Raw genomic sequence first — 25,038 nt, 5'->3', positions numbered from 1 at the left:
GCTGTTTGTTCGATGCCTTCGCAATGACCGAAAACAGGAGCTTAATGCTTCTATCTAACCCGCCCATTGCTTTAAGAATTTTAGACCTTCTTCCGCAAAAATGTCTTGTGTAGGAGCAAACGGCTTCCAAATGCAAACGGCACCCGCCAGTTCCTGCACATTGGGGGTGAAGCTTTCTATCGAAATCACACCATTGTAGCCGACAGCTTCAAGTCCCGCTTTCAAATCATTCCAATTGGTCATACCAGTGCCTGGAATGCCTCTGTGGTTTTCTGAAACCTGCACGTGAATGAGCTTATTACCGACCGTTTTCACTGCATCGGCCAGGTTTTTTTCTTCTATGGTCATGTGGAAGCTATCAATCAATACCCTTGCCGCCGGGTGATTGATGTCGTTGATCAGCTTCATCAGGTCCTCCGAATTATTGATGAGGTCGGTTTCGAAACGATTCAGTGCCTCCAATGCTATTGACAATCCTCGTTTCTGAGCACTTTCGCACACTTTTCTCAGGTTAGTAACCGCCAGATCCCACTCTTTTTTTCTTTGTTCAGGAGGCACAAGTCGTGCTTTCCCAACTGCTGAATACATGGGCCCGGCTACGAACCTGGCTCCTACGGCTTCACAGATATCGAAACACTGTTCAATGTAATTGAAACAGTTTTTGTGAATAGCAGGATCTTCGTTGGTTAAATCCCTCGTTGGCCCAAATGCTCCACAAATGATGGGCTTGATGTCATTGTCCTTAAGGGCCCGGTTCAATATGCCAGTGTCAATCAAAGCAGGATCTTCCACGGCAATTTCTACCGCATCGAAACCTATTTTTCGAATTTTCGAAAAGAGCGAAACAGAATCGGAACTGAAAGGACTCGTCCAAAGCCAGGTGCTTGCTGCAAATTGTACATTCATTAGCCTTTAATTCTTTTAGAAGCCTCAGGTTCCACCCCGGCGAATGCCGGGGTGGAAGGTTCTGAGACCGGTAGGTAAGTTTGGTAATGGATAAAGGAAATCAAGACTCACGTCTGAAGCTAGTGCCCTGACGTGAGTTTGATATTTTCAATTTAATCGGCTGATTTGCCATTTGTTACTTTCAAAATGCCATTCATGATCCTCCAGTGGCCCGGGAATGTACACAGGTACGGATAGTCGCCTGGCTCCGATGGTGCAGTGAACGTCAATACTACTTTTTCTCCCGGATTTACCAGCCTGGTTGAGTATAGCAGCTCCGGAACATCAGGAATGTAGCTCTTTTCAGCGCCATTAGCGTCGGCGGCCATTTTGTCGGCGGCAGCACCCACGGTTTCCAGTGTGCCTGGTTTCGCAATCAGGAGATTGTGCTGCATGAAGTCGACGTTTTCAAAGATGATTGCTACCGTTTGGCCTGCCTCTACTTCAAGCGTTTTGAGATCATATTCCATTTTGTTTGGAATTGTCTTAAGCACAATCACCTTGTCGGCGTCAAGAGAAGCCGAGAGGTTATTGTCACCGCCCACTTCTGCCACCAGGTTGTAAATGCCCCGGGTGAAGCGTTCGATGGTGCCACTTTTCACCCCAGTCATACCATCTGTTTCCTTGTCAATGCGCAGCCCCTGTTTTAGCTCCTTGTCAAACAATCCTCCGGTTTTCAAAGAAACCGCTGGGACGTTGTTCACGATAAAGGTTGCACCTGCCTTGGTTAGCTGGAATTCCCATTTGAAACTCACTGGCATGTCAGCCGTACCTTTTCCTGTATATGTTTTTCCATTCTGGTTAACCACGACAATGAAGTCATCGTTGTCGGCAAATACGCCATAGCCGTTAACCTTGTCTCCGTGCTGGATAAGCATCCCGTTGAGTATGGTATTGCCTTTCCAGATATTGCCGCTGAGGTAGATCTCTTTGCCTACCACTGAAGGGAAGTCAGCTGCCGCTACATACTTGGTCCCTCCAAGGTTCAAAAGTGTGAAGCTGGTACTGGAGTAAATCTCTTCTGTAAGGCCATCAGGTGCCAACTCGGCGGTGTTTTGCAGATAGGCCGCAATGAAACCGTTTTTGTGGGCTAGCGATCCGGCCCTAACTGCCTTGGACAGCCACTGATCCGTCACATTATCTTGATTTAAGCTAGCATGAAAGAACATTTTGCCCAACTCGTTAGACGGTGCCATATAAGATGCCTCAATAAATGCTGCCAATCTTGTATTAAGGTTGGGGTCAGAGAATGATCCTGCATTGAAATACGATTCCTGGGTGGTAGCATTTTTTGGTAAGGCCTGAATGGCAGCTTTCCTTACGCCTGGATTTGCATTGCGTAAAGCATTGGTCACAATTCGTGTGGCTTCCTCATTTGTTCCATTCAGTGCGCCAAGGCCTTCAATTGCCCAAATGGCGTGAATAGCAGGAGCATTTACGCCTATCTCATCTTCTTTGGAGGAGCTAATCAATTCATAAAGCTGGGGAAGGATGTTTTGGTCACCTTCTTCAACAATAAGGCGTTGCGCTGTGAGCCTCCAAAACATATTGCTGCTTTTCAAGCCGTTGATCAGGGAAGCAGGTTCTTTGCGGTCGAGAACGATCTTTTCGGCCTCCGGAGCACCTTTGTAGGAAATCTTGTAAATCCGGCCATGGGTGCGATCACGGAGTGGGTTCACATGTGCATTTCCCTTTCCATTCTCGAAACCACTCGGGGTAGGGTTATGCTGAATAATGAAGTTGTACCAGTCAAGTACCCAAAGGTCACCATCAGGGCCCACTTCCGCATGCACAGGTGACATGTACTCATCGGAGGCTGCCATCATGTTCCAGCCATCGCTTTCCTTGAAGCCTGCGCCGTCTACTTCAAATATTCCCTTGTGTAGCAGTTTGCCAGTTGGCTCTGCAATGAAAGCGATGCGGTTCCAGTATTCCTTAGGGAAACGACGAGCAGTATAAAAGTTGTGCCCGGCAGCAGCTGTGAATCCGCCAAACACGTCAACTTGCCTGTAGTTTTTGGTGACGGGATGCATGGCGTAGTGGCCGTCCAGCTTGGTGGCGAAGTCGTTGGAGAAGTTTTTCACCTTTTTGGTGAAGGCGTAGGGGACGTTTACATATGCCGTGTGGGTATTGTTGGCGGTCGAAACAAAAATGTCGTTGTTTTCGGTGAAGCCAAGTCCCCATGTGTTGTTGGTTGTGCGGGTGTGGTGTGACATTTGTTTGAAGTCACGGCTGAGATTGAAGACTGCCTGGTCATACTCAAAATCTTCACCACCAATCTTACCTTCAAAGCCAGAATAGCCTACGGTGCCCCAAATTTTGTTGTTGAATCCGTACCTTAAGTTGGATGGTCCGGCATGAGTGTCGGATACTCCCCAGCCTCCCATTACCTCTTCTCTCACGTCAGCCTTGTCATCCCCATCAGTGTCTTTCAAAAACAAGAACAATGGTGCCTGCGAAATCAGGATGCCCCCATTCACAAATACAATACTGGTTGGTATGTTAAGCTTGTCGGCGAACACTGTGAACTTGTCGGCTTTGCCATCACCATTCGTGTCTTCCAGAATTTTGATTCTGTCGTCACCAACGCCATCTTCGTCACGCACGGTGTTGGGGTAGTCCACAGTTTCTACCACCCAAAGACGGCCTTTTTCGTCCCAAGCCATGGCAATTGGGTTGATGATATCTGGCTCCGATGCGAAAAGCGATAGCTCGAACCCGGGAGGTATTTGGATATGAGTCATTGACGAATCGGGAGACAATGGTGCTTGAAGCCTCGGTGCCGGGTCTCTCTTTTCGTAGTTAGGTATTACGGCGTCAGAGTAGCTGAGCCTGGCTATTTTATATTGTTTGGCTTTCTGCGCTGCCTCGTCGCCGACAGCCCAGAAAATCCCATTTATCACAAGATCCTGGAAGCCAGGGTTGTTCCAGGTGCGTTCGTCATGCCCGTATGCGGTGTAGAACACTCGGCCTTTGCCCTGGTTTCTTACCCATGTCCAAGGCTCGTGATGATCGCCTTCGACTCGTTCCATCAGCACGGTGTTGTCGCTGGCGAGCTTATCATGCACGTAAGTTTCATCCCAGGTTTCAAATGGAGAGAGACCTTGCATTACGGGATGCTCCGGCATCAGGATATCGGCTGTGAAGGTGCCTGTTTCATGCGTTTTGAACTGCCCCCCCATCAGATTGACCACTTTTGGCGAATTACGGAAACACCAGGTGGCACAATGGATGGGGATAAAACCTTTACCACCTTCAACAAAATCCAGCAACGCTTTTTCCTGCGAGGAAGTAATTGAATCGTGGTTGGCATAAAGGATAAGTCCGTCAAATTTGGCCAGGTTGGTGGCATTCAAATCATTGGGATCGTTCGTGTAGGAAATGTTGATGCCCTTTTGTGCGACGGCCTGAGCCAGGATAGGAGCATATTTTTCTGAAGGATGGTGTTCACTTGCATGCCCCAGAAAAAGGATTTCCAACCTTCTCGGCCCGTTGTCATTGCTGCAGGAGGTAAAGAACAAGATTATTACCAAACTGAGAAGCCCAATGACTGCTCTGGCAGAGGTTAAAGTAGGTATTGTGTATTTCATTACTTGATTGTTTTTGAATGCTGATTACGCTTGAGGTGATTTTTCTTTATTCAATAATGAGGCGTATTCAAAATGTACGTGATCTATCAATCTGACAACGCAATTCATTTTTGACTATCAATATTGCAAAATAGAATTCATTAATGCTCTCACTTTTTTGACCTGTTCTGACTTTATTTTAACTTACTTGTGTGTCATTTATTCTTTTTTATGAGAAAATTGTGGCGCTGAAACCACGACACATCGCAACTGAACTATGAGAGTACCCATTCAAAAATCGGCCATTCCAGATTCCAGGGTATTTGTTATCAAAGATCTGCAGGATGCGTATTTCGACCCTAACTGGCATTTTCACCCGGAGTATCAACTCTTTGTGGTACTCAAGGGCCATGGAACCAGATTTGTCGGCGATACGATCAAGCCCTTCAAGGAAGGAGACTTGTTGCTTTCAGGGCCCAATCTGCCACACCTTTGGCGGTGCCACGAATCTTACTTTGCTAAAGACAGCCAGCTCTCTACCAGGGGAATCGTTATCTATTTCGATGAGAATTTTCTTGGGCACCAAATGCTGGAAAAAGAGGAACTTGCTGGTTTGAAGTATCTCTTCGAAAAAGCCAGACGAGGGCTGGAATATTATGGACATACACGGAGTCAGGTAAAAGAGTGGATGCTCAAAATTGTGGACTCGGAGGGGATCGAAAGTGTTATTCAGTTTTTGAAGATACTTAGTGCACTTGCACATTCGAAGGAGTATCGATATGTGTCGTCAGGCCCGGCCAGCTTTCAATTGAAAGCGTCTGACGGAGACCGGATGAACCTTGTTCATCACTACGTCATTGACAACTTCAGACAGAAGATTACGCTAGAGGAGGCTGCTTCCCTGGCTAATCTAAGCCCTGTCGCCTTTAGTCGGTATTTTAAAACGAGAGCGAATAAGACCTTCTCCTCATTTGTAAGTGAGGTAAGAGTGGGGCAGGCCTGTCACATGCTTGTGGATGGTGAACTTTCGGTGGCGGCCGTTGGATTTGAATGTGGCTACAAAACGCTTTCCAACTTCAATCGTCAGTTCAGAGAGATCACTGGAATGGCTCCGCTGGAGTATAGGAAAGAGTATAGAAAAGTTATTTAACCTGACCGTCTCTTTAAAAAGTAAAATCTTCGTAACTAAATTATTGCAAAAAGCGTATATTAGTATTGCAAATGCAATATGTTAAAATGGCAGACGATTGAAATCAAAATAAGTGATGACCAAAGAAGGCGAAAAATCAGAGGCAAGCTCATGGCGGATAAAAACCTCGAGTGGTGAAACGGAATCGATTAACGTCGACGTGCAAGCCTACCATTTTCTCAAGCCATATGCTCAGAATGATGATCCGCCTTTGATGGCCAAAGAGCCGGAGCTTGTTTATGAACGCATTAAGCCAATGGTGCAATACCTTGGCTATAGTCAGCAGGAGCTGTCGGGTGTGCTGGAAGTTGATCCGAGCACACTGTTTAGGTGGGATAAAGGCGATAAAACGATAGGTAAAATGAGATCAAAGGCCATGTATGATATTGACCACATCATCGCCAAGGGGGTGAAGGTTTTTGGTTCCGAGAAGCAGTTGAAAGAATGGCTTCACACCATCAACCAGGCCTTGGGCAATCAAAAGCCTATTGAGTTGATCAAAAGCCCCTATGGGATAGAGCTGGTTGACAATGCCATGGAGGCGATGTTGTGGGGTAACGTTTTGTAGGTGAAATACTTTCGACTGATCAATAAGATATTTGCCTCAACTCCACTGGGCTATGGAAGAGCAGGTGGCAGATGGAACTTCCCCGGCACCCCCATTATATATGCCAGCAATGTCAGCGCCATCACGTTTATGGAACTGCTGGCCATCAAGGGGCCAGTAGTGGCGAACGGATCGTGGGTATTGATCACCATTCAGATAAATGCAGACGCTCCTCATCTGATGTCGGAGGACTTACCACCTGACTGGGGTCGTCGCCCTTACCCGACCTCTACTCAGGCTTTTGGCACCAATTGGGCGCAGCGTATGATGTCACCCTTTTTGAAGGTGCCCTCTTGCCGCATTCCATTGTCCAGCTACCCTTCGGAGCACAACCTGTTGATCAACCCATTGCACCCGGAAGCTATGAAATCAATGAAGATCATAGCTACAGAAGAGGTGTCATTCGAGTTGAATGAGTGGGGCTGACCAGAAAGTTCGGGCGGGTTTAGAGAAGTTTGATAGAAAAAAAGCACTGCCCTAAGGACAGTGCTTTTTGTTTCTGTACCAATGTGGTCACTACTCCATCAGGCTTATTTTGTACACGGTTGTTTCGTGGTATGTTTCCCCTGGTTTCAGCAGGGCGCTTGGAAAATCAGGCTTGTTGGGAGAGTCAGGGAAATGCTGCGTTTCCAGACAAAAGCCAGTATTCCTGCTGTAAGGTATCCCATCGTCACTTTTTACGTTGCCGTTCAGGAAGTTGCCTGTGTAAAACTGAACACCTGGCTGAGTGGTGGCCATGTCGAGTCTTCTGCCAGATATTGAATCAGTGGCAATCGCTCCAGGTCTTAATTTTCCCGGCTCTCCGTCAATTACGAAGTTGTGATCATAGCCATAAGGATCGCCACCCGTATCTGCTATTCTGGAGCCAATTTTCATAGGCGGGCCAAAGTCGAAAGGCGTCCCGGCCACGGGTGCCAGCTCACCAGTTGGAATAAGCCCGGCATCAACAGGCGTATATTTTTCTGCTTTGATCCTCATGGTATGATCAAGTATGGTGTTAGCAGGCGTTCCAGTTAGGTTGAAATAGCTGTGGTTAGTGAGGTTGAGCACCGTAGCCTTGTCCGTAGTGGCAGTGTAATCGATCTTTAGTTCATTGTTGGCAGTCAATGTGTAAACAACTTTCACATTCAAATTACCAGGATATCCTTCTTCTCCATCAACGCTCAAATAGCTCAGCTCCAGCGAAGGCTCATCTCCATCAACTGCATTGGCAGTCCAAACTTGCTTGTCAAAACCTTTGGTACCACCGTGAAGGTGGTTCTCTCCGTTATTTTTGACCAGCATGTAGGTTTCACCATCAATGGTGAACTGGCCTTTGGCTATTCTGTTCGCATAGCGGCCTGCTATTGCACCAAAAAACGGATGGCCGGCCAGGTATGTTTTCAAACTGTCGAAGCCTAATACAATGGAAGAAACCTTTCCGTTTTTCTCGGGGAAATTCCACTTAGTGACAATTCCGCCATAGTTGGTGATTTTTACTTCAGAACCAGCGTCGTTGGTCAGCGTGAATAGCTGAACCTTTTTGCCATCTACCTCACCCCAATCTGCAGCAGATATGTGGGAGGCGGTTGTAGTCTCCTCAGTTTTTTCTTTAGTAGGCATTGTGCAAGCGTTTAGGCCCAGGGCCAATAAGCAAAGTAGTATAGTAGGTTTCATATTGGTGAGGTAAAGCCAGAGCATCACTTTTGATGCTCTGGCTGGTTTTGGTCTAGATGTACCTGTTGATCAGGTTCTCGATATATTCCTGGCGACCGCTGGTCATTGCAGGCTCTCCGTTTTCGGCAGCATAGTTGCGAAGGTCTTCGAGAGATAGTTTTCCCTGTTCAAACTCCTTGCCTTTTCCGCTGTCGAATGAGGCATAACGGTCTTTGCGAATCTTCTTGTATTCCGACTTTTGCAAAATGTTGTCGGCAGCTACCAGGGCACGGGCAAAGATGTCGACACCACCAATATGGGCATAGAACAAGTCCTCCATGTCAGTAGAGTTTCTTCTGATCTTAGCATCGAAGTTGATGCCACCACCACCAAAGCCTCCGTTTTGCAAAATGATCATCATAGCTTCGGTAACCTCGGTGATATCGTTAGGGAACTGATCAGTATCCCAGCCGTTCTGGTAATCGCCTCTGTTGGCATCAATAGAACCAAGCAAGCCTGCATCGGATGCCACCTGCAGTTCATGGGTAAATGTATGGCCAGCTAATGTAGCATGGTTTACTTCGATATTCAGTTTGAAGTCGTTTAGCAAATCGTGCTGACGAAGGAAGCCAATTACAGTGGCTGAGTCGTAGTCGTATTGATGCTTGGTGGGCTCGCATGGCTTAGGCTCAATGAAGAAGGTGCCTTTGAAGCCTTGCTTACGGGCATAGTCTTTGGCTTTGTGAAGGAACATTGCCAGGTGATCCTGCTCTCTCTTCATGTCAGTGTTTAGAAGCGACATGTAGCCTTCACGACCTCCCCAGAACACATAATTTTCGCCTCCAAGATAGATTGTCGCATCCAAAGCGGCTTTTACCTGTGCCGCACCGTGTGACAGCACATGGAAATCTGGGTTGGTAGAAGCGCCATTCATGTATCTGACATGGGAGAAGAGGTTGGCGGTGCCCCAAAGCAGCTTTATGCCGCTGGCTGCCTGTTTTTTCTTGGCGTACTCGGCAAGCGCATGAAGCCTTTTTTCATTTTCAACCACATTGTCTCCATAGTCAACTACGTCCACATCGTGAAAGCAATAGTATGGAAGACCCAATTTTGTCATGAATTCGAAAGCAGCATCCATCTTGTCTTTTGCTCGTTCTACTGCATCGCCTTTCACGTCCCAGGGGAAAATATGCGTGGGTGCTCCGAAAGGATCGGCACCACTGCCAACAAAGGAGTGCCAGTAGGCAACCGCAAACCGCAGGTGCTCTTTCATTGTTTTGCCTGCTACTACTTTGTTTTCGTCATACCAGCGGTAGGCCATAGGGTTGTCGGAGCCCTGTCCTTCAAATTTAATTTGACCTATGCCTTTGAAAAATTCTTTTTCTCCAAGAGTTATTGCCATGTTTCAAGTGTTTTTAGGGGTTTAAAAAACAGGGCGTTAAGTTAGCAGAATAATGAGATGAAGGCGAAAAATTTTCCACTTTATAACTTTTTCCAACTGTTGTTCTGTTTGAAGTGGTGTTTCTCAGATAGGCTTTTACCCAAAAATATTTATTGACACCTCCAACCTTTCGATTTCAATTTTCGTCTACTCAACAGCTTTACCGTCCACACCTACTGACCGAAACTTCTACTGGATGATTTTTTTAGAGCGAGTAGCAATATTTTTAATTTTCAAATAAACATGAAGGTCAAATTTCTTAACTTTTTTGCAGCCACTGCCCTGGTGGGTATGTTTGCGGCCTGTTCTGGCGACGACGATGCGCTTCCAGGTGAAAATGAAAACCCAGGAAGTCAAAAAGCATCAATAACGCTTTCTTTTAATCTTCCTCCACTTTTTAATGCATCGGAAAGGCAACCAGCGTATGCTGTAGTTACCATGACAGACAAAAATGAGTTAGAGGTGGTGAGCAACAAAAAAGTTGCCCTTTCCCTCAAAGCAGGGAGTTATTTTACTGAAGCGTTTGAAATGCCGTCGGCCACGTACAGGCTTTCCAGCTTTGTGGTTTTCAATGCAGGCGATAAAGTGGTGCTGGCGACGCCGTACGAAGGATCGCTGAAGGGGGAGGAGCTACAAATGGCTTTGCCATTGGTGGTTGATGGAAAAGCGGGGGGTACAATTGTGGCCAACACGGAAGTGGGTCAGGTGTTTGTAGTGGAGGATGCCGCTGATTTTGGTTACGCTGTCGAGGTGTTTGGCGGCAAGAGCGACGAAGTGACCCTTGTTTCTTTTAGTGCTTCTATCAATGTTGGCGGGTTTATTTATGACAATATCAAGCCGTCGGTATTAATTACTGCCACCGACGACGAAGGTAATTCATGGTCTGTTGGTAGAGATATTGACGGTGTGGAAAATATCAGTATTCCGACAAGATTCGACTATTATTACATTAGCTGGACACACTGGGGCGACATTTACGAGAGAGAGCTGACAAGAGAGGAGCTTTTCGAAAAGCATGCAGTGAAACTGGAGGCGCAAAAGGCCATTAAGAGGCTGAAGAGTGAGACTGAGTTTACGCTGCTGGCCGGGGGCTCAAAACTGGAAAGCCATGTGGATTACATTTACAATGAGGAAGGCAAGCTATCAAGGAGAGATTTTTACCACTTCAATGACGATACCAATGAGTGGGTTCTCCAGTTAATCACCTGGTATGAGTATAAGAACGGTAGGCTGGATAACGTCAAAAGGACGATGGACAATACGCTGCTTGATACGCAGCTATACCATTATAGAAGTGATGGTCAGGTTTCAAAAATTGTGCAAACAGGATTAAACGGAGGGCAGGAAGCTGCCTGGTTATATAACTCGCAGACAGATGCATTTACTGGCATACGGTACAGTTTTGACAATGGGAATTTCTTTACTTATCACTACGAATTTGATAAAGGAAACATCGTTTCGGAATATTCGGGTGTGGGTAGTACAGCGGGAACTAGCTCCAGCCAGAAGCGCTACGACTCCTTTATCAATCCACACTATTTGCTGGGAATCACGGACTATTTTCTTCGTCAGTCAAGCAAGAACAACGTGAATGGCGAGACTCAAAGTTATGCCGGGAGCTTCCCAATATATGTGCCTGGCCAGTACACCTACACTTATCACAACGGCTATCCTACGGAGAAAGAGGTGAAGTATGTTGGCTACCAGAATCCGACTGCTACTTATACCTCAAAAACTGTTTACGAATACGAAAACTAACAGGCCAAAAGACGAAAAAGGGCTGCTATTTTATCACGATAGCAGCCCATTTCTATTAATCAAGGTGGCTTTTCAAAATTGCAAGCCACTTTTCATAATGGGGCTCGTAGTCGATATTTTTTGAAGGTTCTACGACCCGAAGCCTTTTCATGTTCTTGAAGGCATCCTTCTGGTCGGCGTAAACGCCAGCACCCAGGCCGGCGCCTACTGCAGCACCAACACTTCCGTCACCCTCATAGAGCTCTACAGGCACGCCTGTTACGTTCACAAATGCTTCGGTAAAGACATCGCTCAGGAACATATTGGCATAGCTAGCCCTGATCACTTTAGGACTCATGCCATTGTCTCTCATAATGTCGAGGCCGTAGCGGAACGAGAAGGCAATGCCTTCCTGAGCCGCTCTGAACAATTCGTGCGGGCCATGAGTGTTGAGGTCAATGGTGTGGATGTGGGCACCTATTAGTTTGTTTTCAAGCATTCGTTCCACGCCGTTGCCAAAAGGCATCACATAGAGGCCTCTGCTTCCAGGCTTTGCTTTGGCTGCTTCTTCATTCATTTGCTCATAGGTGAGGTGCTGACCCGCCACAGATTTTATCCAGCGGTTCATAATGCCGGTGCCGTTGATGCAAAGCAGTACACCCAGTCGCTTTTTGTTGTTGGCATAGTTCACATGAGCAAATGTGTTTACCCTCGACTGGGGGTCGTAGCTCACCTGGTCAGTTACGCCATAAATGACACCGGAGGTGCCAGCAGTGGCGGCCACTTCGCCTGGTTCAAATACATTGAGTGACAGAGCATTGTTGGGCTGGTCTCCCGCCTTGTAGGTAACCGGAATGCCAGCTTTCAAACCTAACGGTTCGGCAACGGCGTAGCTTACTGTGCCATGCTCCGAAAAGACAGGCTTGATGTCGGGCACCATGTTTTTTGAGAAGCCGAAATAGTTGAATACCGGATCAGAAAGCTCGTCCTTTTGAAAGTCCCAGAAAATTCCTTCAGAAAGAGAGGAAACGGATGTGGTAATTTCGCCCGTAAACTTCATGGCAATAAAGTCGCCGGGCAGCATGAGCTTGTAGGTTTTATCGTACAAGAATGGCTCGTTTTCCTTTACCCAGGCGAGCTTGGAAGCTGTGAAATTACCGGGAGAGTTAAGTAGCGAGGAAAGGGCTACGCTTTTGCCGATGGCTTTGAACGCCTTATCGCCGATTTCCACAGCACGGCTATCGCACCAGATGATGGAGTCACGCAATACCTTTAGGTCTTTGTCCACTATCACCAGCCCGTGCATTTGATAGGCAATGCCAATAGCCCCAATGTCTTTGGGGTTGTATTTTTTGGTGGCGTTGAGCTTGGTAATGGCCTGCTGCGTGTATTCCCACCACATGTTGGGGGATTGTTCCGCCCAACCTGGCTCTGGCGACAAAATCGTCGCCTCCGTTTCCGGATAGTGTGTGGAAGCAATGCATTTCTGCGTTTGGGCGTCCACTACAGAAATTTTGACGGAGGAAGTTCCTATATCTATACCTAATAATAACATGGTGCAAATTTGATTAAATGTGTGCTAAAATAGCAAACCTATCCCAAATCCATTTCATTTTACGGACTGGGTGTTAGATTAAGTTTCGGTGATGTAAGCTACTAAATAGTCAACAGCAGGCCGTAGTTCTCGTCAGTGTCAGAGAAGAAAGACTCGGAAAGGTTTTCTCCCTGCGCTTTATAGTCGGGCTGTTGTTTTTGATAGGAAGAATTTAGCAGCGGAGATGAAACAAGGAAGTCCGCTGTTGCTCTGTTGCAGGCAACGGGAATGTTCCAGGCCATGCCTATTCGCAGCAACGCCTTCACTTCAGGGTCGCTTGGCAACTGTGCTAAAGGATCCCAGAAAAAGATAAGAATGTCTATTTCTCCTTCGGAAATTTTAGTGGCTATTTGTTGATTACCACCCATAGAGCCACTTTTCACCTTGGTCACAGGCAAGTTGAGCTCTTTTTCTACAAGATTCCCGGTAGCTTCGGTGGCGAAAAGAGAATGACCAGCTAATACACCCTTGTTAAAGAGTGCCCACTCAATCAGGTCTTTCTTTTTATAATCGTGCGCAACAAGCGCTATATTCTTTTTATCTATCGTATTCATTGTTGTGTCAACTTTCAAGTCAATCATATTCTGTTCAGACACCAAGTAGTGTGCCAATCTCTCAATGATTTATACAAATTTAACCCTTTTTCTTAATAAAAGATTCGTTTCATTGCAACGTAATCAGGCCATTAGAGGTTGTGTTTTCCGGAGAAATCGATTGCAAAGTTCTTAACAAACCGTTGCAGAGAAATTTCCTTTCTGAAAAAGATTTTTCGCTGAAATGGGAATATCGAAGGTGCGTCATCAAAAATCATTTTGTGGTGACCGTCAAAAGGTTTAACTATATCACTCAAGTGACAGCCTATTTGAATAAAGTGAGATGGCAAAAAAAGATGTTGGGATGAAAACAGGGCTGACAAGGCAGATGGGTATTTTGGGCCTTGCAGCTACTGGCATTTGTTCGATGATGGGGGCTGGCATCAACGTAGTGCCTTTCATGATACAGCGAAATGTGCCTGGAATCGGGCCTTATGTGCTTCCGGCTTTTTTGGTGGCCGCAGTGCCTGCCATTCTTGCGGCCATGGCTTATGCCATACTCAGTTCGGCTATGCCGAGAGCGGGAGGTAGTTATGTCCACGTAAGCAGGTCTCTCAACCCCTATCTGGGCTTTGTGGCGAGCTTTTCCCAATGGTTTGGCCTTTCCGTTGCCATTGGCGTTGTGTCCTACGTGGTTGTTCCATTCCTGAGAGACGTTGCTTTTGGCCTGGGTTGGTCAGCATTGGGAGAGGCTTTGGAGTTGGGCTTTGTTCGCCTGGCTATTTCATTCGCTTTTCTCTGGGCTTTTGTACTCGTTAATATCCAGGGCATTAAGCTGTATGAACGTACGCTAATTCCGCTGATGTTTATGATGTTCGGCCTTGGTGCTATTGTGATTGTGGTAGGCTTTTCTCACAACCAGGCCGACTTTGTGTCTGCCATTCAGGTAAAAGAAGGCAGGCAAATTGCAGAGGCTGCCGGCAAGGCCTTTGATTGGAAGGTTTTTGTTACCGCTTCGGCTTTGCTGTTTTCCAGCTTTATCGGGTTCGACTCTATAGCGCAGGCAGGAGGCGAGGCGAAAAATCCAGGCAAGTCATTGCCGATTGCGATTGCTATCGCCATTCTGACTGTGGGTGCGTTTTACTTCCTATTCACATGGGCTGTTTATCATACCGTGCCGTGGGATTTTATAGCAGCTGAATCTATGCAAAAAGACATTTCGGCACCCGGCCTGCTAAGCTATGTGCTGCCATCTGTGTGGGGTGTGCTTATTTTGGCTGGTGCTGCTATTGCTCTGATCAACGATTTGCCGGCCATGATCCTGTCGGTTTCCAGACTGATGTTTGCCTGGGCTGAGGACGGAATATTTCCTAAGAGTGTCGCACGGGTGCACCCCGTGCGGAAAACTCCTGCGACGGCCATTATCGTCAGTGGAGCTATGGCTTCGATTGGCATATTGGGGTGCCACCTTGCGAGCGATTTCTTTTTAGGGATAGATATTATGGTGACTTCCATGCTCGTTAATTTCCTTTTGATGGTCATTTCTGTTTACACCCTGGAAAAGCGAAACCCCGCTCTAGCGCAAGGGATCGTGGTGATGAAGCAACGAGCGTGGCAGATTGTGATCGCTGTGGCTGGCGCTCTTTTGCTGGGAAGCTTGCTTGTGGTGCATATATACAAAGATTTTGCGAGCGACCCTGGCGCATGGTACTTCCATTCTACCTTTATATGGATAGTGGTGATGATTGTCGCTACAATGATTTATTTTCGTGAAAAAAGAAAACTCACCAAACAGGGCGTCAACCTGTCGGAGAGGTTTTCGCAACTACCCCCTGAATAAGACTAGCTATGAGTAACCGAGTAGAATATTGTGAACTGGCACCTGACCTTAAGATATCGAGAGTACTAACGGGGTTATGGCAGGTGGCTGACATGGAAAGAGACGGCAAAACACTGGATCTTGAAGCTGCTGCAAAGTCGATGAAAGCATACGGAGATGCCGGACTGGTCACCTTTGATATGGCGGATCACTATGGTTCGGCCGAAATAATTGCCGGCATCTACAAAAAGAAGTATGCCGACTACCGGCCGGTGAACCTGCTGACAAAATGGGTGCCTAGCCCAGGTCAGATAACAAAAAAGGACGTGAGAGAGGCTGTGGCCACTGCGCTTGTGCGTATGAATATGGAGCAGCTTGACCTGATGCAGTTTCATGCCTGGAACTACGCCGACCCTATCTGGCTCGATTGTCTTTATTGGCTGGAAGAGTTGAGGGAGGAAGGGCTGCTGAAGCAAATTGGCCTCACAAACTTTGATGCAGCCCATTTGAATATGGTGCTGGAAAGTGGGATAAAAGTGGTATCGAATCAGGTGTCTTATTCTTTGCTTGATCAAAGAGCAAAAAGAGACATGGCTGCGGTGTGTGAAAAGCATGGGGTGAAAATTCTGGCATTTGGCACATTGGCCGGCGGTTTCCTGACCGAGAAATGGTTGGGTAAACCTGAGCCTAAGCAAGAGGCAAGTTTGACCTGGTCGCAAATGAAATACAAGCGCTTTGTGGATGTAGCTGGAGGCTGGAAGAAACTACAGGATTTGCTACAGGTGCTTTCAAAGCTGTCTGAAAAATACCATGTATCAATGGCCAATGTAGCTACCCGCTACATGTTGGAGCAGCCCGCTGTTGGTGGTGTCATCGTTGGTGCCAGACTGGGAGAAAGTGAGCACGTGATGGACAATCTCAGGTTGTTTGACTTCCGGTTAGATGCTGACAGCAAGAAAGCTATTGAAAATGTGATTGCAGGGTTTAGCCCCATTCCAGGCGATTGTGGTGATGAGTACCGGAAGCCGCCTTTTTTGACAGCGTCGGGCGATCTCAGTCACCATGTTGAGGCGATCCCAGTGCCCTATCCAACAACTGAAGGCAGTGATGGAAGAATAAAAGCATTGAGCGGCACGGAGTGGGAAGACCTGGCAGGGTTTAGCCGTGCTGTGAAAAAAGGAAATAGAATCTTGATTTCAGGCACGACCGCTACACATGGGGCCAAGGCTATAGGTGGAAATGACCCTGCAGCGCAAGCCACCTTCGCACTTGATAAAATAGAAGGCGCCTTGCAGTCGCTGGGCGCAACGATGGAAGAGGTGGTGAGAACCAGAATTTTTGTTAGAAATATTGATGACTGGGAAGCTGTGGCCAGAGTTCACGGCAAACGCTTCAAAGATATTCAGCCAGCCAACACACTAGTACAGGCCAATTTGGTTGGCAGGGAGTACTTGGTGGAGATAGAGGCTGAGGCGATGGTGGAGTGAGGAGGCGTCGTACCCATAGCGATGAGCAAGCGTGACCTCTGAATGTGGAATAGAGGTCAACTTTCCCGTCGACTTCTTTTTTGCTAAATTTCAAAGACTTAGTGCGTACCTAACGAATTTCTTCATTGAACTACGGACAAAAAGTATTGAAGTATAAGGAAAGGATTGTCTTCGAAAAACTGACCATTCCTTATTTTGACAGAATACCCAAAGAGTTTTTCGAAATTGAAGCCTGCTTTATTTTTGTCAACAAAGGGGAATTCTCTGTCCGCTCCCCAACGAATTATCTTGATTTTGAACCAGGCCAGGGACTATTGGCCAAATGCCTCAACTATTTTTTTGAAACCAACGCAAACCAGCGACAGGTGGGCGAAGGCGTGGAAGTCATTGGTGTTTTGCTCTATCCCTCTATGGTTGAGGAGTTGTTTGACTTTGAACTAAGCGCCTATTCTTACACTGTCGACTTCAACCTGAAGCAGGTTCAGATTGATGCGTTGTTGAATAATTTCAGGGATAGTGTTAATCTGCTGTTGGATCACCCTGAGTTGGCTGACGAGGCCATGATCAAGACGAAACTGAGGGAGTTTGTACTACTCATCAGCAAGTCACAAGGAGCTCCATCCCATTACGATTTCCTGGCGGCGATGTTTAAGCCCGATTTTGCCGCATTCAGAAATGTTATTCAAAGCAACTTGTTCTCCAGTTGCAGCCTCGACGAGTTGGCGGCTCTGTGTCACATGAGCTTGTCAACTTTTAAGAGGAGGTTTAAGGAAGCTTTTAAGGAAACCCCCAAAAAATATATCGCCGAGAAAAAAGTGCATAAAGCGGCAGAAATGCTCAAGTCAAACAACTACAGAATAGCTGAAATTGCCTATGAGTGTGGATTTGAGACCCTCAGCTCTTTCAACAGAACCTTTAAAACCTCCTTCGGGGTGTCACCCTCCGATTATCGTGTGAGCCTAAATGCGTAGTATCTGACCCGATTTGCGCAAGGCGACTTCTTTTGTTTACCGAATTTTGGTCTCGTTAAGGGACTAGGCTCTGACGGCTATTAATTTCGAAAATCAAAGAAGTACCAATATGAAAAAGAACGTAGGTAAGACAGACCGATTGGTCAGATTAATTGTAGGAATCGCCATCCTGGCTGTAGGATATGTGTACAGTACCTGGTGGGGTTTAGCGGGAGCGCTACTCATGCTGCCGGCAATAATGGGCTCAGATCCGGTGTATGATTTAATAGGAGTGAATACCAAAAAACCTATGGAGACTGAGCGCAATGACTAATTTCAAGGAAAAATATGGCCCATGGGCACTGGTTACTGGGGCTACATCTGGTATTGGTGAGCAGTTGGCTGACCAATTAGCTGCCGCCTGGCTGAATATTGTTTTGGTGGCAAGAAAGGAAAAGGAACTCATTCAAAAGGCAAAATTGCTCTCGGAGAAGCATCATATCAAGACAGCGACGATTCCCGCTGATTTGTCAACGACCAAAGGGGTTGAACAGGTGATAAGTGAGTCGAAAGCGCATGAAATAGGCTTGCTGGTGTTGGCAGCTGGCCTGGAAGTCAATGGGGCTTTTGAGAAAAATGACATTTCGAAAGAAATGCAGGTTTTGCAGCTCAATGTAGTGAGCACAGTGGCACTTAGCCATCACTTTATTGGCCCAATGATTGGCAGAGGAAAGGGCGGTATCCTGATGGTGGCAAGTTTATCTGGCCACATGCCCAATCCTTATTTTGCTAATTACGCTGGCAGTAAGGCGTTTGTTTTGAATTTCGGCGCTTCTTTGTACGGAGAAATGAAACCGAAGGGAGTGGATATTGCTGTTCTGTCCCCGGGACTGACGCAAACACCGATGTCTACCAGTACGGGAGTAAATTGGCGTAAGACACCTATGAAAGCTATGACTGCGGACGCCGTAGCTACCGCTGGGCTTAAAAAATTGGGTAAGGGGTTTTTGGCAGTACCAGGCTTTGCGAACAACGTGATGGCTGGCATGGCAAAGCATAGCCCTCTGGGTATGCTCTCAACAATGAATGAAAAAATGATGAAGAAAGCGATTGACCCTGCTAAGCTTTAAAAACCGTCGGAGAAATAGCCAAGCAGCTATGGAAATGCTACTCGAAGGTCAGTAGGATGTGGGCTAAAAGGGTAGCCCACATCTTTCGTTTTGAGAGGCTACTATGGTGTTATAGTCATCCTGGCTAAGAAATTGAGGCTCGTACGTGCCATTAATGCCTTCGAGTTGCTGGACAAAATTTCTCAGGTGATTTCTTGAGCCACATTGCAAGCTGGAGTACACCTGAAGGAGGTCGGCTTTTGTTGTGTGGCTAATATTGCCATCAAGATCATTAATGTCCAAATCTTCAATGCCAGCCCCAACTTTTAAGGCTTCCATAAGTGACAGGGATGATTGCGACGAAAGGCTGTTGTATAAGTTTTGTAAAACTTCATTCTCAAATTCTCCTCGTTGCTTGCCCTCCGTCGGATCGTAGAGATTGTATTTCAAAATCAACGTATAGACACTGTTCATGTGTGTCTGTTCGCTGTTTGAGATGTTGTTAAAAATGATGTGTCCGTACAAATCATAAGAAAACAAATACACATCTCTGGCTAGCTTCTCTTCCTCTCTCAGGAATAGTATGTCTGCTGTTTCTTGCTCGGTAAGTGGCGCAACGATTACTTCATCTGCGCCGTCATTTGAGTTTTGGCACGATGCCATTGCGGTAAGTATCGCCACCAATATCATTAGCTTTTTCATAAGTATGTGATTTTGAGTTTCCTTTCTCAAATATCACAAGGAAGGAAAAGCTTTGCAGTGACTGTGGTCACAGAGGAGGTGATAGCTGAATTGGACGATTCGTAAGTCGTGCCACCAACAAGTTGTGGGCACGACGGCTGTGATTCCGAGCGCAGTGGTGCCCACAGCGATAGTTGGTGGCACCACATTGATGATGCCAGCGCACTGTTTTAATACAATATCACCGTCATCTTCTTCGGCCCGTGGGCGCCGATAACCAACGATTGCTCGATGTCTGCCGTTTTAGAAGGGCCAGCGATAAAGACGCCGAAGCCGGGGATTTCTACAATCTTTTTGTAGGCCTCGTGCATGTTGCCTACCAGCGTTTTGCGCTCGACAACCACAATTAGGTGCACCACAATAAAAGGTAAGGCTCGTATCCCAGCGAGGCTTTCCGGCACCCAAATGGCTCCGTTTTCTGCTGTGCCAAAAGCGCCTTTGATAATGCCGGCTTCAACGTATCGCAGATCCGATGGCTTTTTGACGGTAGCCAGATCTATTCCGGAGGAATAAAGGTCAGGCAGTGTGGTTATCACCTGTTGATAGGCCCTGATCTGTTCTGCAACTGCTGCTTTGACTTCTTCTTCGCTTCTGCATGAAATAACAGTCACGTGGTTGGCTTCCAGTGAAGTGGTAAAAGTAGCCTCAAGGTCTTTGCTCACCTCAAATGCTGGTATTTCTGGTAGCGGCTTTGGTTCAAGCCCAAGCTTCCTGATGTTGCCCAGTATTTTTTCTCTGCTGCTCATGACTTTCTGTTTTTGGCATACCACTCTTTGAAGCTGTCCCGGGGAGGATCAGGCAAATCTCGCTGCTTGCCCCATGCATTGAGAGGGTTGTTGATGAGAGACTTCGGTAGCAACGCCAGCGACTTCCTTGCCAGCTTTCCCATCATATTGTAGAGCGATGGCGAAGAGAGCACTTTGGCAGCGAATGTCATCGAAATTCTTTTCCCGGCTCCGTCTAGCTTTTCATCGGCCACTACCTGCCTCCACTCGTAAAGCTGCTCGTGGATATTAATCTTCACAGGACACACGTCGCTACAAGATCCGCACAGTGTGGAGGCAAAGGGTAGAGATTGGTGTTTCTTCAAATCCACTCCTGGCGATAAGATGGAACCGATAGGGCCTGGCACTGTGGCGTCGTAACTGTAGCCACCGCTGCGGCGGTAAATCGGGCAGGTGTTCATGCAGGCACCGCAGCGGATGCACTTCAGGCTGTTGCGGAACTTCTCCCTGCTGAGCTGTTCCGTGCGCCCATTGTCTACCAAAATAATATGCATCTCCTGGCCTGGTCGTGCCCGGTGGAAGTGGCTGGTGTAGTTGGTAATGGGCTGGCCTGTGGCACTGCGGGCCAATAGGCGGGTGTAAACACCGAGATGCTCCAGTTTGGGAATCAGCTTTTCGACGCCCATACAGGCAATGTGAACGGGAGCCAAGTGAACGCCCATATCAGCATTTCCCTCGTTGGTGCAAACGACGAAACCACCTGTTTCCGCAATTCCAAAATTGACGCCGGTGAGAGCAATGTCGGCCTCGATGAATTTGTTGCGGAGGTGTTGCCTGGCTGCTTCGGTCAGGTATTGGGGGTCGTTGTTGCCTTTTTCCGTCTGTAGGTGCTCGTGGAATATTTCTGAAATGTCTTCTTTTTTCAGGTGGATGGCAGGCATCACAATATGGCTGGGAGGCTGCCGCACAAACTGGATGATTCGCTCTCCCAAATCAGTATCAACTACTTCAAAACCATGCTCTTCCAGGTGCTCGTTGAGGTGACACTCTTCCGTCAGTATAGACTTGCTTTTTACCAGCTTCTGCGCTTTGTGCCTTTGAAGAATGGAGGTGACAATTTCGTTGTGCTCTTTAGCATCAGCAGCCCAGTGTACATTGATGCCATTGGCGGTGGCATTTTTCTCGAACTCTTCCAGGTAGCCGGCGAGATTGGAAAGTACGCTGTCTTTGATGCCTGATGCCAGCTCCCGCAGCTGCTCCCATTCCGGAATCTGCTTGCTCGACAAATCACGCTTGCTCCGTACCCACCAAAGCGTTTCGTTGTGCCAATCGACTTTTTTATTGTCTTTGAGGAAAGTTTCGGTGTTGGTGCTATGGCTCATGCTGATACTCCGTTTAATATCTCCGCTACGTGCATCACCTTCACTTTCATGTTGTTTCTACCGATAATACCTTCCAGATGCATCAGGCACGACATATCGTTGCCCACGATGAACTCAGCTTCGTGATCTGTATGGTCTTTGATTCTGTCCTTTCCCATTTTTACCGATAGCGCCTCCTCACCAACAGCGAACGTGCCGCCAAAACCACAGCATTCTCCTGGCATATTTAGCTCAACCAACTCAAGCCCTTTTACTTTTTGAAGGAGGCTGGCAGTCTTATTAAATGGCGGAATATTTAGCTCCGGAGCCGCTGCAATTCTTAAGCCTCTCAGCCCATGGCATGAGGCATGAAGTCCCACTTTGTGAGGAAAGGCAGTTTCAATTTTATCAACTTTCAGAATGTCGTGAAGGAATTCTACCAACTCGTAAACATTGTTTCTAATCGACCCAGCTTCAGTTTCCCTGCCAGCGGAATGCAGGTGGTCTTTTACGTGGAGGGTGCAGCTGCCGGAGGGACAAACGACGTAATCATATCCGGCGAAATTATCGATGAAGAGCTCGTCAATCTTTTCATTTTTTGACTCATAGCCTGAGTTCGCCATTGGCTGACCGCAGCAGGTTTGGTTCTTTGGGTAATCCACCTCGCAGCCCAGCTTTTCCAGTAGCTCCAAAGTGGCAATGCCAACCTGAGGGTAGAATTGGTCGACGTAACAGGGAATGAAAAGCGCAATTTTCATGGACTAACTCGAGGGAGAATGCTTTTTAACGTTATAGTTCTTGCTAAGAAATTCTTTGGTGATCGTCCGGTAATTTACCAATAAAGCAGCGCCGAGAGCAGTGCCCAGTGCAAAAGAAGTGGAATAAATTTTATAAGCGGGCAGTTTGTTGGCCAGCATTTTCACAAACACTTCATTGGAACTAAAGCCACCATCAATAAATATTCTTTTGATATCGGTGTCTCCAATGGCCAGCTTGAGAGAGGCAATCTGCAAATCCGTTAGTTCATCGATAAGATGAAAATAGGCGTCTTCATAGCTCCCGAAAATAGAAAGATCCTGGTTCGGGTTGTTTGCAAAGCCGAATCGCTCCGGGTGCAGCACCCTGTGATCGAACAAAAGTGCCTTGTTTGATTTTCTCTTTGACTTGAAATCTTTTTTCCAGGCAACGGACTTGTAAGTTTGATAGTCGATGCCAAAAAACTCACTCAACAGTTTTGCTTGATTGCTAAGATGCTTTCCCAGAAATAATCGGGAAGCCTTGACTGAAATGCCCTTTGCGCTGAAAAAATTCAAACAATCAGCGCTCAGCTCAGCTGCGGTCAACACCTTGTCGTTGAAGATGTTCATGCAAATGCTCCAGGTGCCCGTTGAAATAAGCACGAAAGGGTCATCATTGGCCTGAATGTAGGGCACGAGGGCAGAAGAGCTGTCGTGCACGCCTATGCCCACATGGATCGGCTTGCCGTTGATGTCGATATGGGTAGTTTTTGTAGATTCCTCGATGGGAGTGAGAAACTGAACCAGTCCTTCCTTCTCCAGCCAGTCGGCATATTTGTTTTGCCCAAAATCCCAAAGTCCTGTGTGACAGCCTAAGCTGGTGAAGTCTGTGGTGGCTTCGCCCGTAAACAGGTAGCTGAGGTACTGGGGGAAATGAAGGCTCTTGTGGAGCCTTTTGAACGCTTCTGGCTTGGCATATTTCAGGTAGTATAGCTGTAAGCCAGAATTAAGCATGCCCATGGATGGGCTGGCGGTAGACACTGAAAAACTTTCCTCCGGCCCGTATTTACTAAAGAAGTCTTTTGACAAGTCCTCAGGAAATGGCTTCAGGTAATTGATGAAGGGAGTAACCAGCTCTCCTTGTTCGTCGAGGTGTACCATGGAAGCACCATAGGTCGAGAAGTTGATTGCCTTAACATCGTAAGTGGAATCTTGAAGGACTTTGTTGGCACTCTCCTTCACCCATTTAACAAGCGATGTGAGGTCTTCCGACAAAAAGCCATCATCATCGGGGATCTCGTCAAATCTGATATACTCATGGGAGATTTCGGAGAGGTCTTCGTCAAATAAGAAGAGCTTTTTGTTGGTCTTCCCAATATCGAATATAAGAGTGACTGGCTTTCCCATATCAGAGGCCGGTTGCTACTGTTTTCAATCCACGTTTTGCGATAAGCTGCTTTCGTATTTGATTTTCTCTGAACGAATGCAATGGATCGTAAGCGCCCCCCATGCGCATGCGGGACTCTGCCACCAGGGCTCTAACATCCGTGCGGAAGGCGTTTTGAAGTACTTCCTGGGCTGCCGATACGTCGTTGGCGGTCTGAGCTTTTTTCAACGCCCCTCTGTCAACAATGAGGGCCTGTGCGTAGGCAATCTTAATCGCTTCGATAGCCTGGATCAAATCCTCAATGGGATCCTTCAGGTTGTGACTCGCATCAATCATCCAGGAGAGTTCGGGGTTCTTTGTGTTTTGCATACCGTCTACCAGTTCGTTGAAGATAAGAAAAAACTGGTAAGGCTTAATGCTGGCAACAGTTAAATCGTCGTCGCCATATTTGCTGTCATTGAAGTGGAAGCCACCAAGTTTTTTCTGCATCATCAAAATGGCCACTATCTGCTCTATGTTGGTGTTGGGTAGGTGGTGCCCGAGGTCAACCAGGCTCAAAGCTTTTTCGCCTAAAGAGCTGGCCAGCAAGTGCGAGGTACCCCAGTCCGGTATCACCATCGAATAAAAGTAAGGCTCGTAGGGCTTGTATTCCACCAGCACTCTCCAGTCGGAGGGCAGATGGTCATAGATTTGCTGCAAGGAATCCTGCGTTCGCTGTAGCGCCTCTCTGAAATTCAACTGGCCGGGAAATGACGAGCCGTCGGCCAGCCACACCGTTAGCGCCTTTGAACCCAGCGCAACGCCGTGATCAATCACTTCTTTGTTGTGGGCGATGGCTTCGTCTCTCACATTTTTATCGACATGGCAAAGCGATCCGAACTTGTACGACACTTTAGCGTCCGGCTGATCTTGAAAGGTATTTGAGTTGACGGCGTCAAACAGCAGCCCGTGAGAAGAAGCGAGTTGCTTGATGGCTGTCGCATCCTTCGGAATGTCCCACGGGATATGGAGGCTGATGGCGTTGCTGGAAGCATTGAGCAGGTGCAGCAGGCCCACGTCTTCTATCTTTTCTTCCAGAGAGCGAGGTTCACCTCCTTCAGGGAAGCGGGCAAAACGAGTGCCGCCAGTGCCTAGTGCCCAGCTCGGGACGGCAATTTGGAAAGTATCTAATTTGTTTAAAACCGATTCGACGTCGATGCCCTGGTCAGTGAGAGCGTCGACGAGAGGAGTGAAGCGCTTTTGATGGTGGGCTTTTTGTTGGGAGTTATTTTCGAGGATGGAGTTCTTTGTGATCATGGTGTTTTGTAGCGTACGTGTTTGAGGTTTAACTCAAGAATTGTCTTCAAGCCAGACAGGCTCTTACTTTTTCTTGACAAAAAGTAAGCAAAAGTCAAAGAAAATTTAACGCTCTGGGCCTTTACGCTCACCAGCTCACCAAATTTTCTACCCACCCTCCAGGGCGGATAGGCTGT

Annotated in this window: 21 protein-coding genes; 9 read left to right on the top strand and 12 right to left on the bottom strand. The window is 47.2% G+C overall.

Annotated elements, in window-relative coordinates; translation table 11 throughout:
- Positions 1-54: 54 nt before the first annotated feature.
- Together RIG68_RS18780 and RIG68_RS18775 are read right to left on the bottom strand one after the other, a co-directional pair.
- Positions 55-906 (bottom strand): sugar phosphate isomerase/epimerase family protein, encoded by an 852-nt coding sequence (locus RIG68_RS18780; RefSeq protein ID WP_350125723.1) that lies wholly within the window; start codon positions 904-906, stop codon positions 55-57.
- 152 nt (positions 907-1,058) lie between these two features.
- The gene (locus RIG68_RS18775; RefSeq protein ID WP_350125720.1) at positions 1,059-4,535 is read right to left on the bottom strand and encodes a PVC-type heme-binding CxxCH protein; all 3,477 of its coding nucleotides are present in this window, start codon (positions 4,533-4,535) and stop codon (positions 1,059-1,061) included.
- Between the two features lie 256 nt (positions 4,536-4,791).
- Here RIG68_RS18775 and RIG68_RS18770 point away from each other — a divergent pair, with 256 nt between their 5' ends.
- The 3 genes from RIG68_RS18770 to RIG68_RS18760 all read left to right on the top strand — a co-directional run bounded on the left by RIG68_RS18770 (position 4,792) and on the right by RIG68_RS18760 (position 6,736).
- Positions 4,792-5,664, top strand: a complete 873-nt coding sequence (locus tag RIG68_RS18770) for an AraC family transcriptional regulator (RefSeq protein WP_350124777.1) — start codon at positions 4,792-4,794, stop codon at positions 5,662-5,664.
- 115 nt (positions 5,665-5,779) lie between these two features.
- Positions 5,780-6,271 (top strand): antitoxin Xre/MbcA/ParS toxin-binding domain-containing protein, encoded by a 492-nt coding sequence (locus RIG68_RS18765; RefSeq protein WP_350125716.1) that lies wholly within the window; start codon positions 5,780-5,782, stop codon positions 6,269-6,271.
- Positions 6,272-6,736 carry an RES family NAD+ phosphorylase gene (locus RIG68_RS18760; protein WP_151999575.1) on the top strand — a complete coding sequence of 155 codons (465 nt, stop codon included), beginning with the start codon at positions 6,272-6,274 and terminating at the stop codon, positions 6,734-6,736. It abuts the gene before it with no gap.
- Positions 6,737-6,826: 90 nt separating this feature from the next.
- On the opposite strand, the gene RIG68_RS18755 is transcribed toward RIG68_RS18760, so the two are convergent.
- Positions 6,827-7,912, bottom strand: coding sequence for an aldose epimerase family protein (locus RIG68_RS18755; RefSeq protein ID WP_350125713.1), 1,086 nt, complete (start codon positions 7,910-7,912; stop codon positions 6,827-6,829).
- Between the two features lie 106 nt (positions 7,913-8,018).
- A complete protein-coding gene (xylA, locus tag RIG68_RS18750; RefSeq protein ID WP_350125710.1) occupies positions 8,019-9,347 on the bottom strand; it encodes a xylose isomerase in 1,329 nt (442 codons plus the stop codon).
- 282 nt (positions 9,348-9,629) lie between these two features.
- On the opposite strand from xylA, the gene RIG68_RS18745 reads away from it, so the two are divergent.
- Complete coding sequence (locus tag RIG68_RS18745) at positions 9,630-11,144, top strand: hypothetical protein (protein ID WP_350125707.1); 1,515 nt, start codon at positions 9,630-9,632, stop codon at positions 11,142-11,144.
- A gap of 55 nt (positions 11,145-11,199) precedes the next feature.
- Here RIG68_RS18745 and RIG68_RS18740 read toward each other — a convergent pair whose 3' ends face one another.
- Positions 11,200-12,678, bottom strand: coding sequence for a xylulokinase (locus tag RIG68_RS18740; protein ID WP_350125704.1), 1,479 nt, complete (start codon positions 12,676-12,678; stop codon positions 11,200-11,202).
- 101 nt (positions 12,679-12,779) lie between these two features.
- Positions 12,780-13,328 carry a methylglyoxal synthase gene (locus tag RIG68_RS18735; RefSeq protein ID WP_350125701.1) on the bottom strand — a complete coding sequence of 183 codons (549 nt, stop codon included), beginning with the start codon at positions 13,326-13,328 and terminating at the stop codon, positions 12,780-12,782.
- Positions 13,329-13,593: 265 nt separating this feature from the next.
- Here RIG68_RS18735 and RIG68_RS18730 point away from each other — a divergent pair, with 265 nt between their 5' ends.
- From RIG68_RS18730 to RIG68_RS18710, 5 genes are all read left to right on the top strand, one after another.
- Positions 13,594-15,090, top strand: coding sequence for an APC family permease (locus RIG68_RS18730; protein WP_350125698.1), 1,497 nt, complete (start codon positions 13,594-13,596; stop codon positions 15,088-15,090).
- Between the two features lie 8 nt (positions 15,091-15,098).
- Positions 15,099-16,556: an aldo/keto reductase gene (locus tag RIG68_RS18725; protein ID WP_350125695.1), complete on the top strand. Its 1,458-nt coding sequence runs from the start codon at positions 15,099-15,101 to the stop codon at positions 16,554-16,556.
- Positions 16,557-16,681: 125 nt separating this feature from the next.
- Positions 16,682-17,527, top strand: coding sequence for a helix-turn-helix domain-containing protein (locus RIG68_RS18720; RefSeq protein ID WP_350125692.1), 846 nt, complete (start codon positions 16,682-16,684; stop codon positions 17,525-17,527).
- A gap of 109 nt (positions 17,528-17,636) precedes the next feature.
- The gene (locus tag RIG68_RS18715) at positions 17,637-17,840 is read left to right on the top strand and encodes a YgaP family membrane protein (RefSeq protein ID WP_350125689.1); all 204 of its coding nucleotides are present in this window, start codon (positions 17,637-17,639) and stop codon (positions 17,838-17,840) included.
- On the top strand, positions 17,833-18,636 hold the full coding sequence (locus RIG68_RS18710) for an SDR family NAD(P)-dependent oxidoreductase (RefSeq protein ID WP_350125686.1): 804 nt from the start codon (positions 17,833-17,835) through the stop codon (positions 18,634-18,636). Before RIG68_RS18715 ends, RIG68_RS18710 begins: the two co-directional genes overlap by 8 nt.
- Positions 18,637-18,699: 63 nt before the next feature.
- Here the strand turns inward: RIG68_RS18710 and RIG68_RS18705 are convergent, their stop codons facing one another.
- From RIG68_RS18705 to RIG68_RS18680, 6 genes are all read right to left on the bottom strand, one after another.
- Entirely contained in the window at positions 18,700-19,317 is a 618-nt protein-coding gene (locus RIG68_RS18705) for a DUF2202 domain-containing protein (protein ID WP_350125684.1), read from the bottom strand.
- A 209-nt stretch (positions 19,318-19,526) separates the two neighbouring features.
- A complete protein-coding gene (locus tag RIG68_RS18700; protein WP_350125681.1) occupies positions 19,527-20,102 on the bottom strand; it encodes a LutC/YkgG family protein in 576 nt (191 codons plus the stop codon).
- Complete coding sequence (locus RIG68_RS18695; RefSeq protein ID WP_350125678.1) at positions 20,099-21,463, bottom strand: lactate utilization protein B; 1,365 nt, start codon at positions 21,461-21,463, stop codon at positions 20,099-20,101. Before RIG68_RS18695 ends, RIG68_RS18700 begins: the two co-directional genes overlap by 4 nt.
- A complete protein-coding gene (locus tag RIG68_RS18690; RefSeq protein WP_350125675.1) occupies positions 21,460-22,200 on the bottom strand; it encodes a (Fe-S)-binding protein in 741 nt (246 codons plus the stop codon). The genes RIG68_RS18695 and RIG68_RS18690 overlap by 4 nt, the downstream gene beginning before the upstream one ends.
- Positions 22,201-22,203: 3 nt before the next feature.
- A complete protein-coding gene (locus tag RIG68_RS18685; protein WP_350125672.1) occupies positions 22,204-23,586 on the bottom strand; it encodes an FGGY-family carbohydrate kinase in 1,383 nt (460 codons plus the stop codon).
- A gap of 1 nt (position 23,587) precedes the next feature.
- Complete coding sequence (locus RIG68_RS18680; RefSeq protein ID WP_350125669.1) at positions 23,588-24,862, bottom strand: sugar isomerase; 1,275 nt, start codon at positions 24,860-24,862, stop codon at positions 23,588-23,590.
- Positions 24,863-25,038 lie beyond the last annotated feature (176 nt).

The sequence above is a fragment of the Imperialibacter sp. genome, assembly GCF_040222385.1.
Taxonomy (GTDB): domain Bacteria; phylum Bacteroidota; class Bacteroidia; order Cytophagales; family Cyclobacteriaceae; genus Imperialibacter.
The sequence above is the reverse complement of the archived record's forward strand: the minus strand, read 5'-3'. Positions and strand labels throughout refer to the sequence as shown.

Bases quoted from the DNA above. Each gene is read 5' to 3' on its own strand.
- RIG68_RS18780 (WP_350125723.1), bottom strand. From the start codon at position 906: ATGAATGTACAATTTGCAGCAAGCACCTGGCTTTGGACGAGTCCTTTC.
- RIG68_RS18775 (WP_350125720.1), bottom strand. From the start codon at position 4,535: ATGAAATACACAATACCTACTTTAACCTCTGCCAGAGCAGTCATTGGG.
- RIG68_RS18770 (WP_350124777.1), top strand. From the start codon at position 4,792: ATGAGAGTACCCATTCAAAAATCGGCCATTCCAGATTCCAGGGTATTT.
- RIG68_RS18765 (WP_350125716.1), top strand. From the start codon at position 5,780: ATGACCAAAGAAGGCGAAAAATCAGAGGCAAGCTCATGGCGGATAAAA.
- RIG68_RS18755 (WP_350125713.1), bottom strand. From the start codon at position 7,912: ATGCCTACTAAAGAAAAAACTGAGGAGACTACAACCGCCTCCCACATA.
- xylA (WP_350125710.1), bottom strand. From the start codon at position 9,347: ATGGCAATAACTCTTGGAGAAAAAGAATTTTTCAAAGGCATAGGTCAA.
- RIG68_RS18745 (WP_350125707.1), top strand. From the start codon at position 9,630: ATGAAGGTCAAATTTCTTAACTTTTTTGCAGCCACTGCCCTGGTGGGT.
- RIG68_RS18740 (WP_350125704.1), bottom strand. From the start codon at position 12,678: ATGTTATTATTAGGTATAGATATAGGAACTTCCTCCGTCAAAATTTCT.
- RIG68_RS18730 (WP_350125698.1), top strand. From the start codon at position 13,594: ATGGCAAAAAAAGATGTTGGGATGAAAACAGGGCTGACAAGGCAGATG.
- RIG68_RS18725 (WP_350125695.1), top strand. From the start codon at position 15,099: ATGAGTAACCGAGTAGAATATTGTGAACTGGCACCTGACCTTAAGATA.
- RIG68_RS18715 (WP_350125689.1), top strand. From the start codon at position 17,637: ATGAAAAAGAACGTAGGTAAGACAGACCGATTGGTCAGATTAATTGTA.
- RIG68_RS18710 (WP_350125686.1), top strand. From the start codon at position 17,833: ATGACTAATTTCAAGGAAAAATATGGCCCATGGGCACTGGTTACTGGG.
- RIG68_RS18705 (WP_350125684.1), bottom strand. From the start codon at position 19,317: ATGAAAAAGCTAATGATATTGGTGGCGATACTTACCGCAATGGCATCG.
- RIG68_RS18700 (WP_350125681.1), bottom strand. From the start codon at position 20,102: ATGAGCAGCAGAGAAAAAATACTGGGCAACATCAGGAAGCTTGGGCTT.
- RIG68_RS18695 (WP_350125678.1), bottom strand. From the start codon at position 21,463: ATGAGCCATAGCACCAACACCGAAACTTTCCTCAAAGACAATAAAAAA.
- RIG68_RS18690 (WP_350125675.1), bottom strand. From the start codon at position 22,200: ATGAAAATTGCGCTTTTCATTCCCTGTTACGTCGACCAATTCTACCCT.
- RIG68_RS18685 (WP_350125672.1), bottom strand. From the start codon at position 23,586: ATGGGAAAGCCAGTCACTCTTATATTCGATATTGGGAAGACCAACAAA.
- RIG68_RS18680 (WP_350125669.1), bottom strand. From the start codon at position 24,862: ATGATCACAAAGAACTCCATCCTCGAAAATAACTCCCAACAAAAAGCC.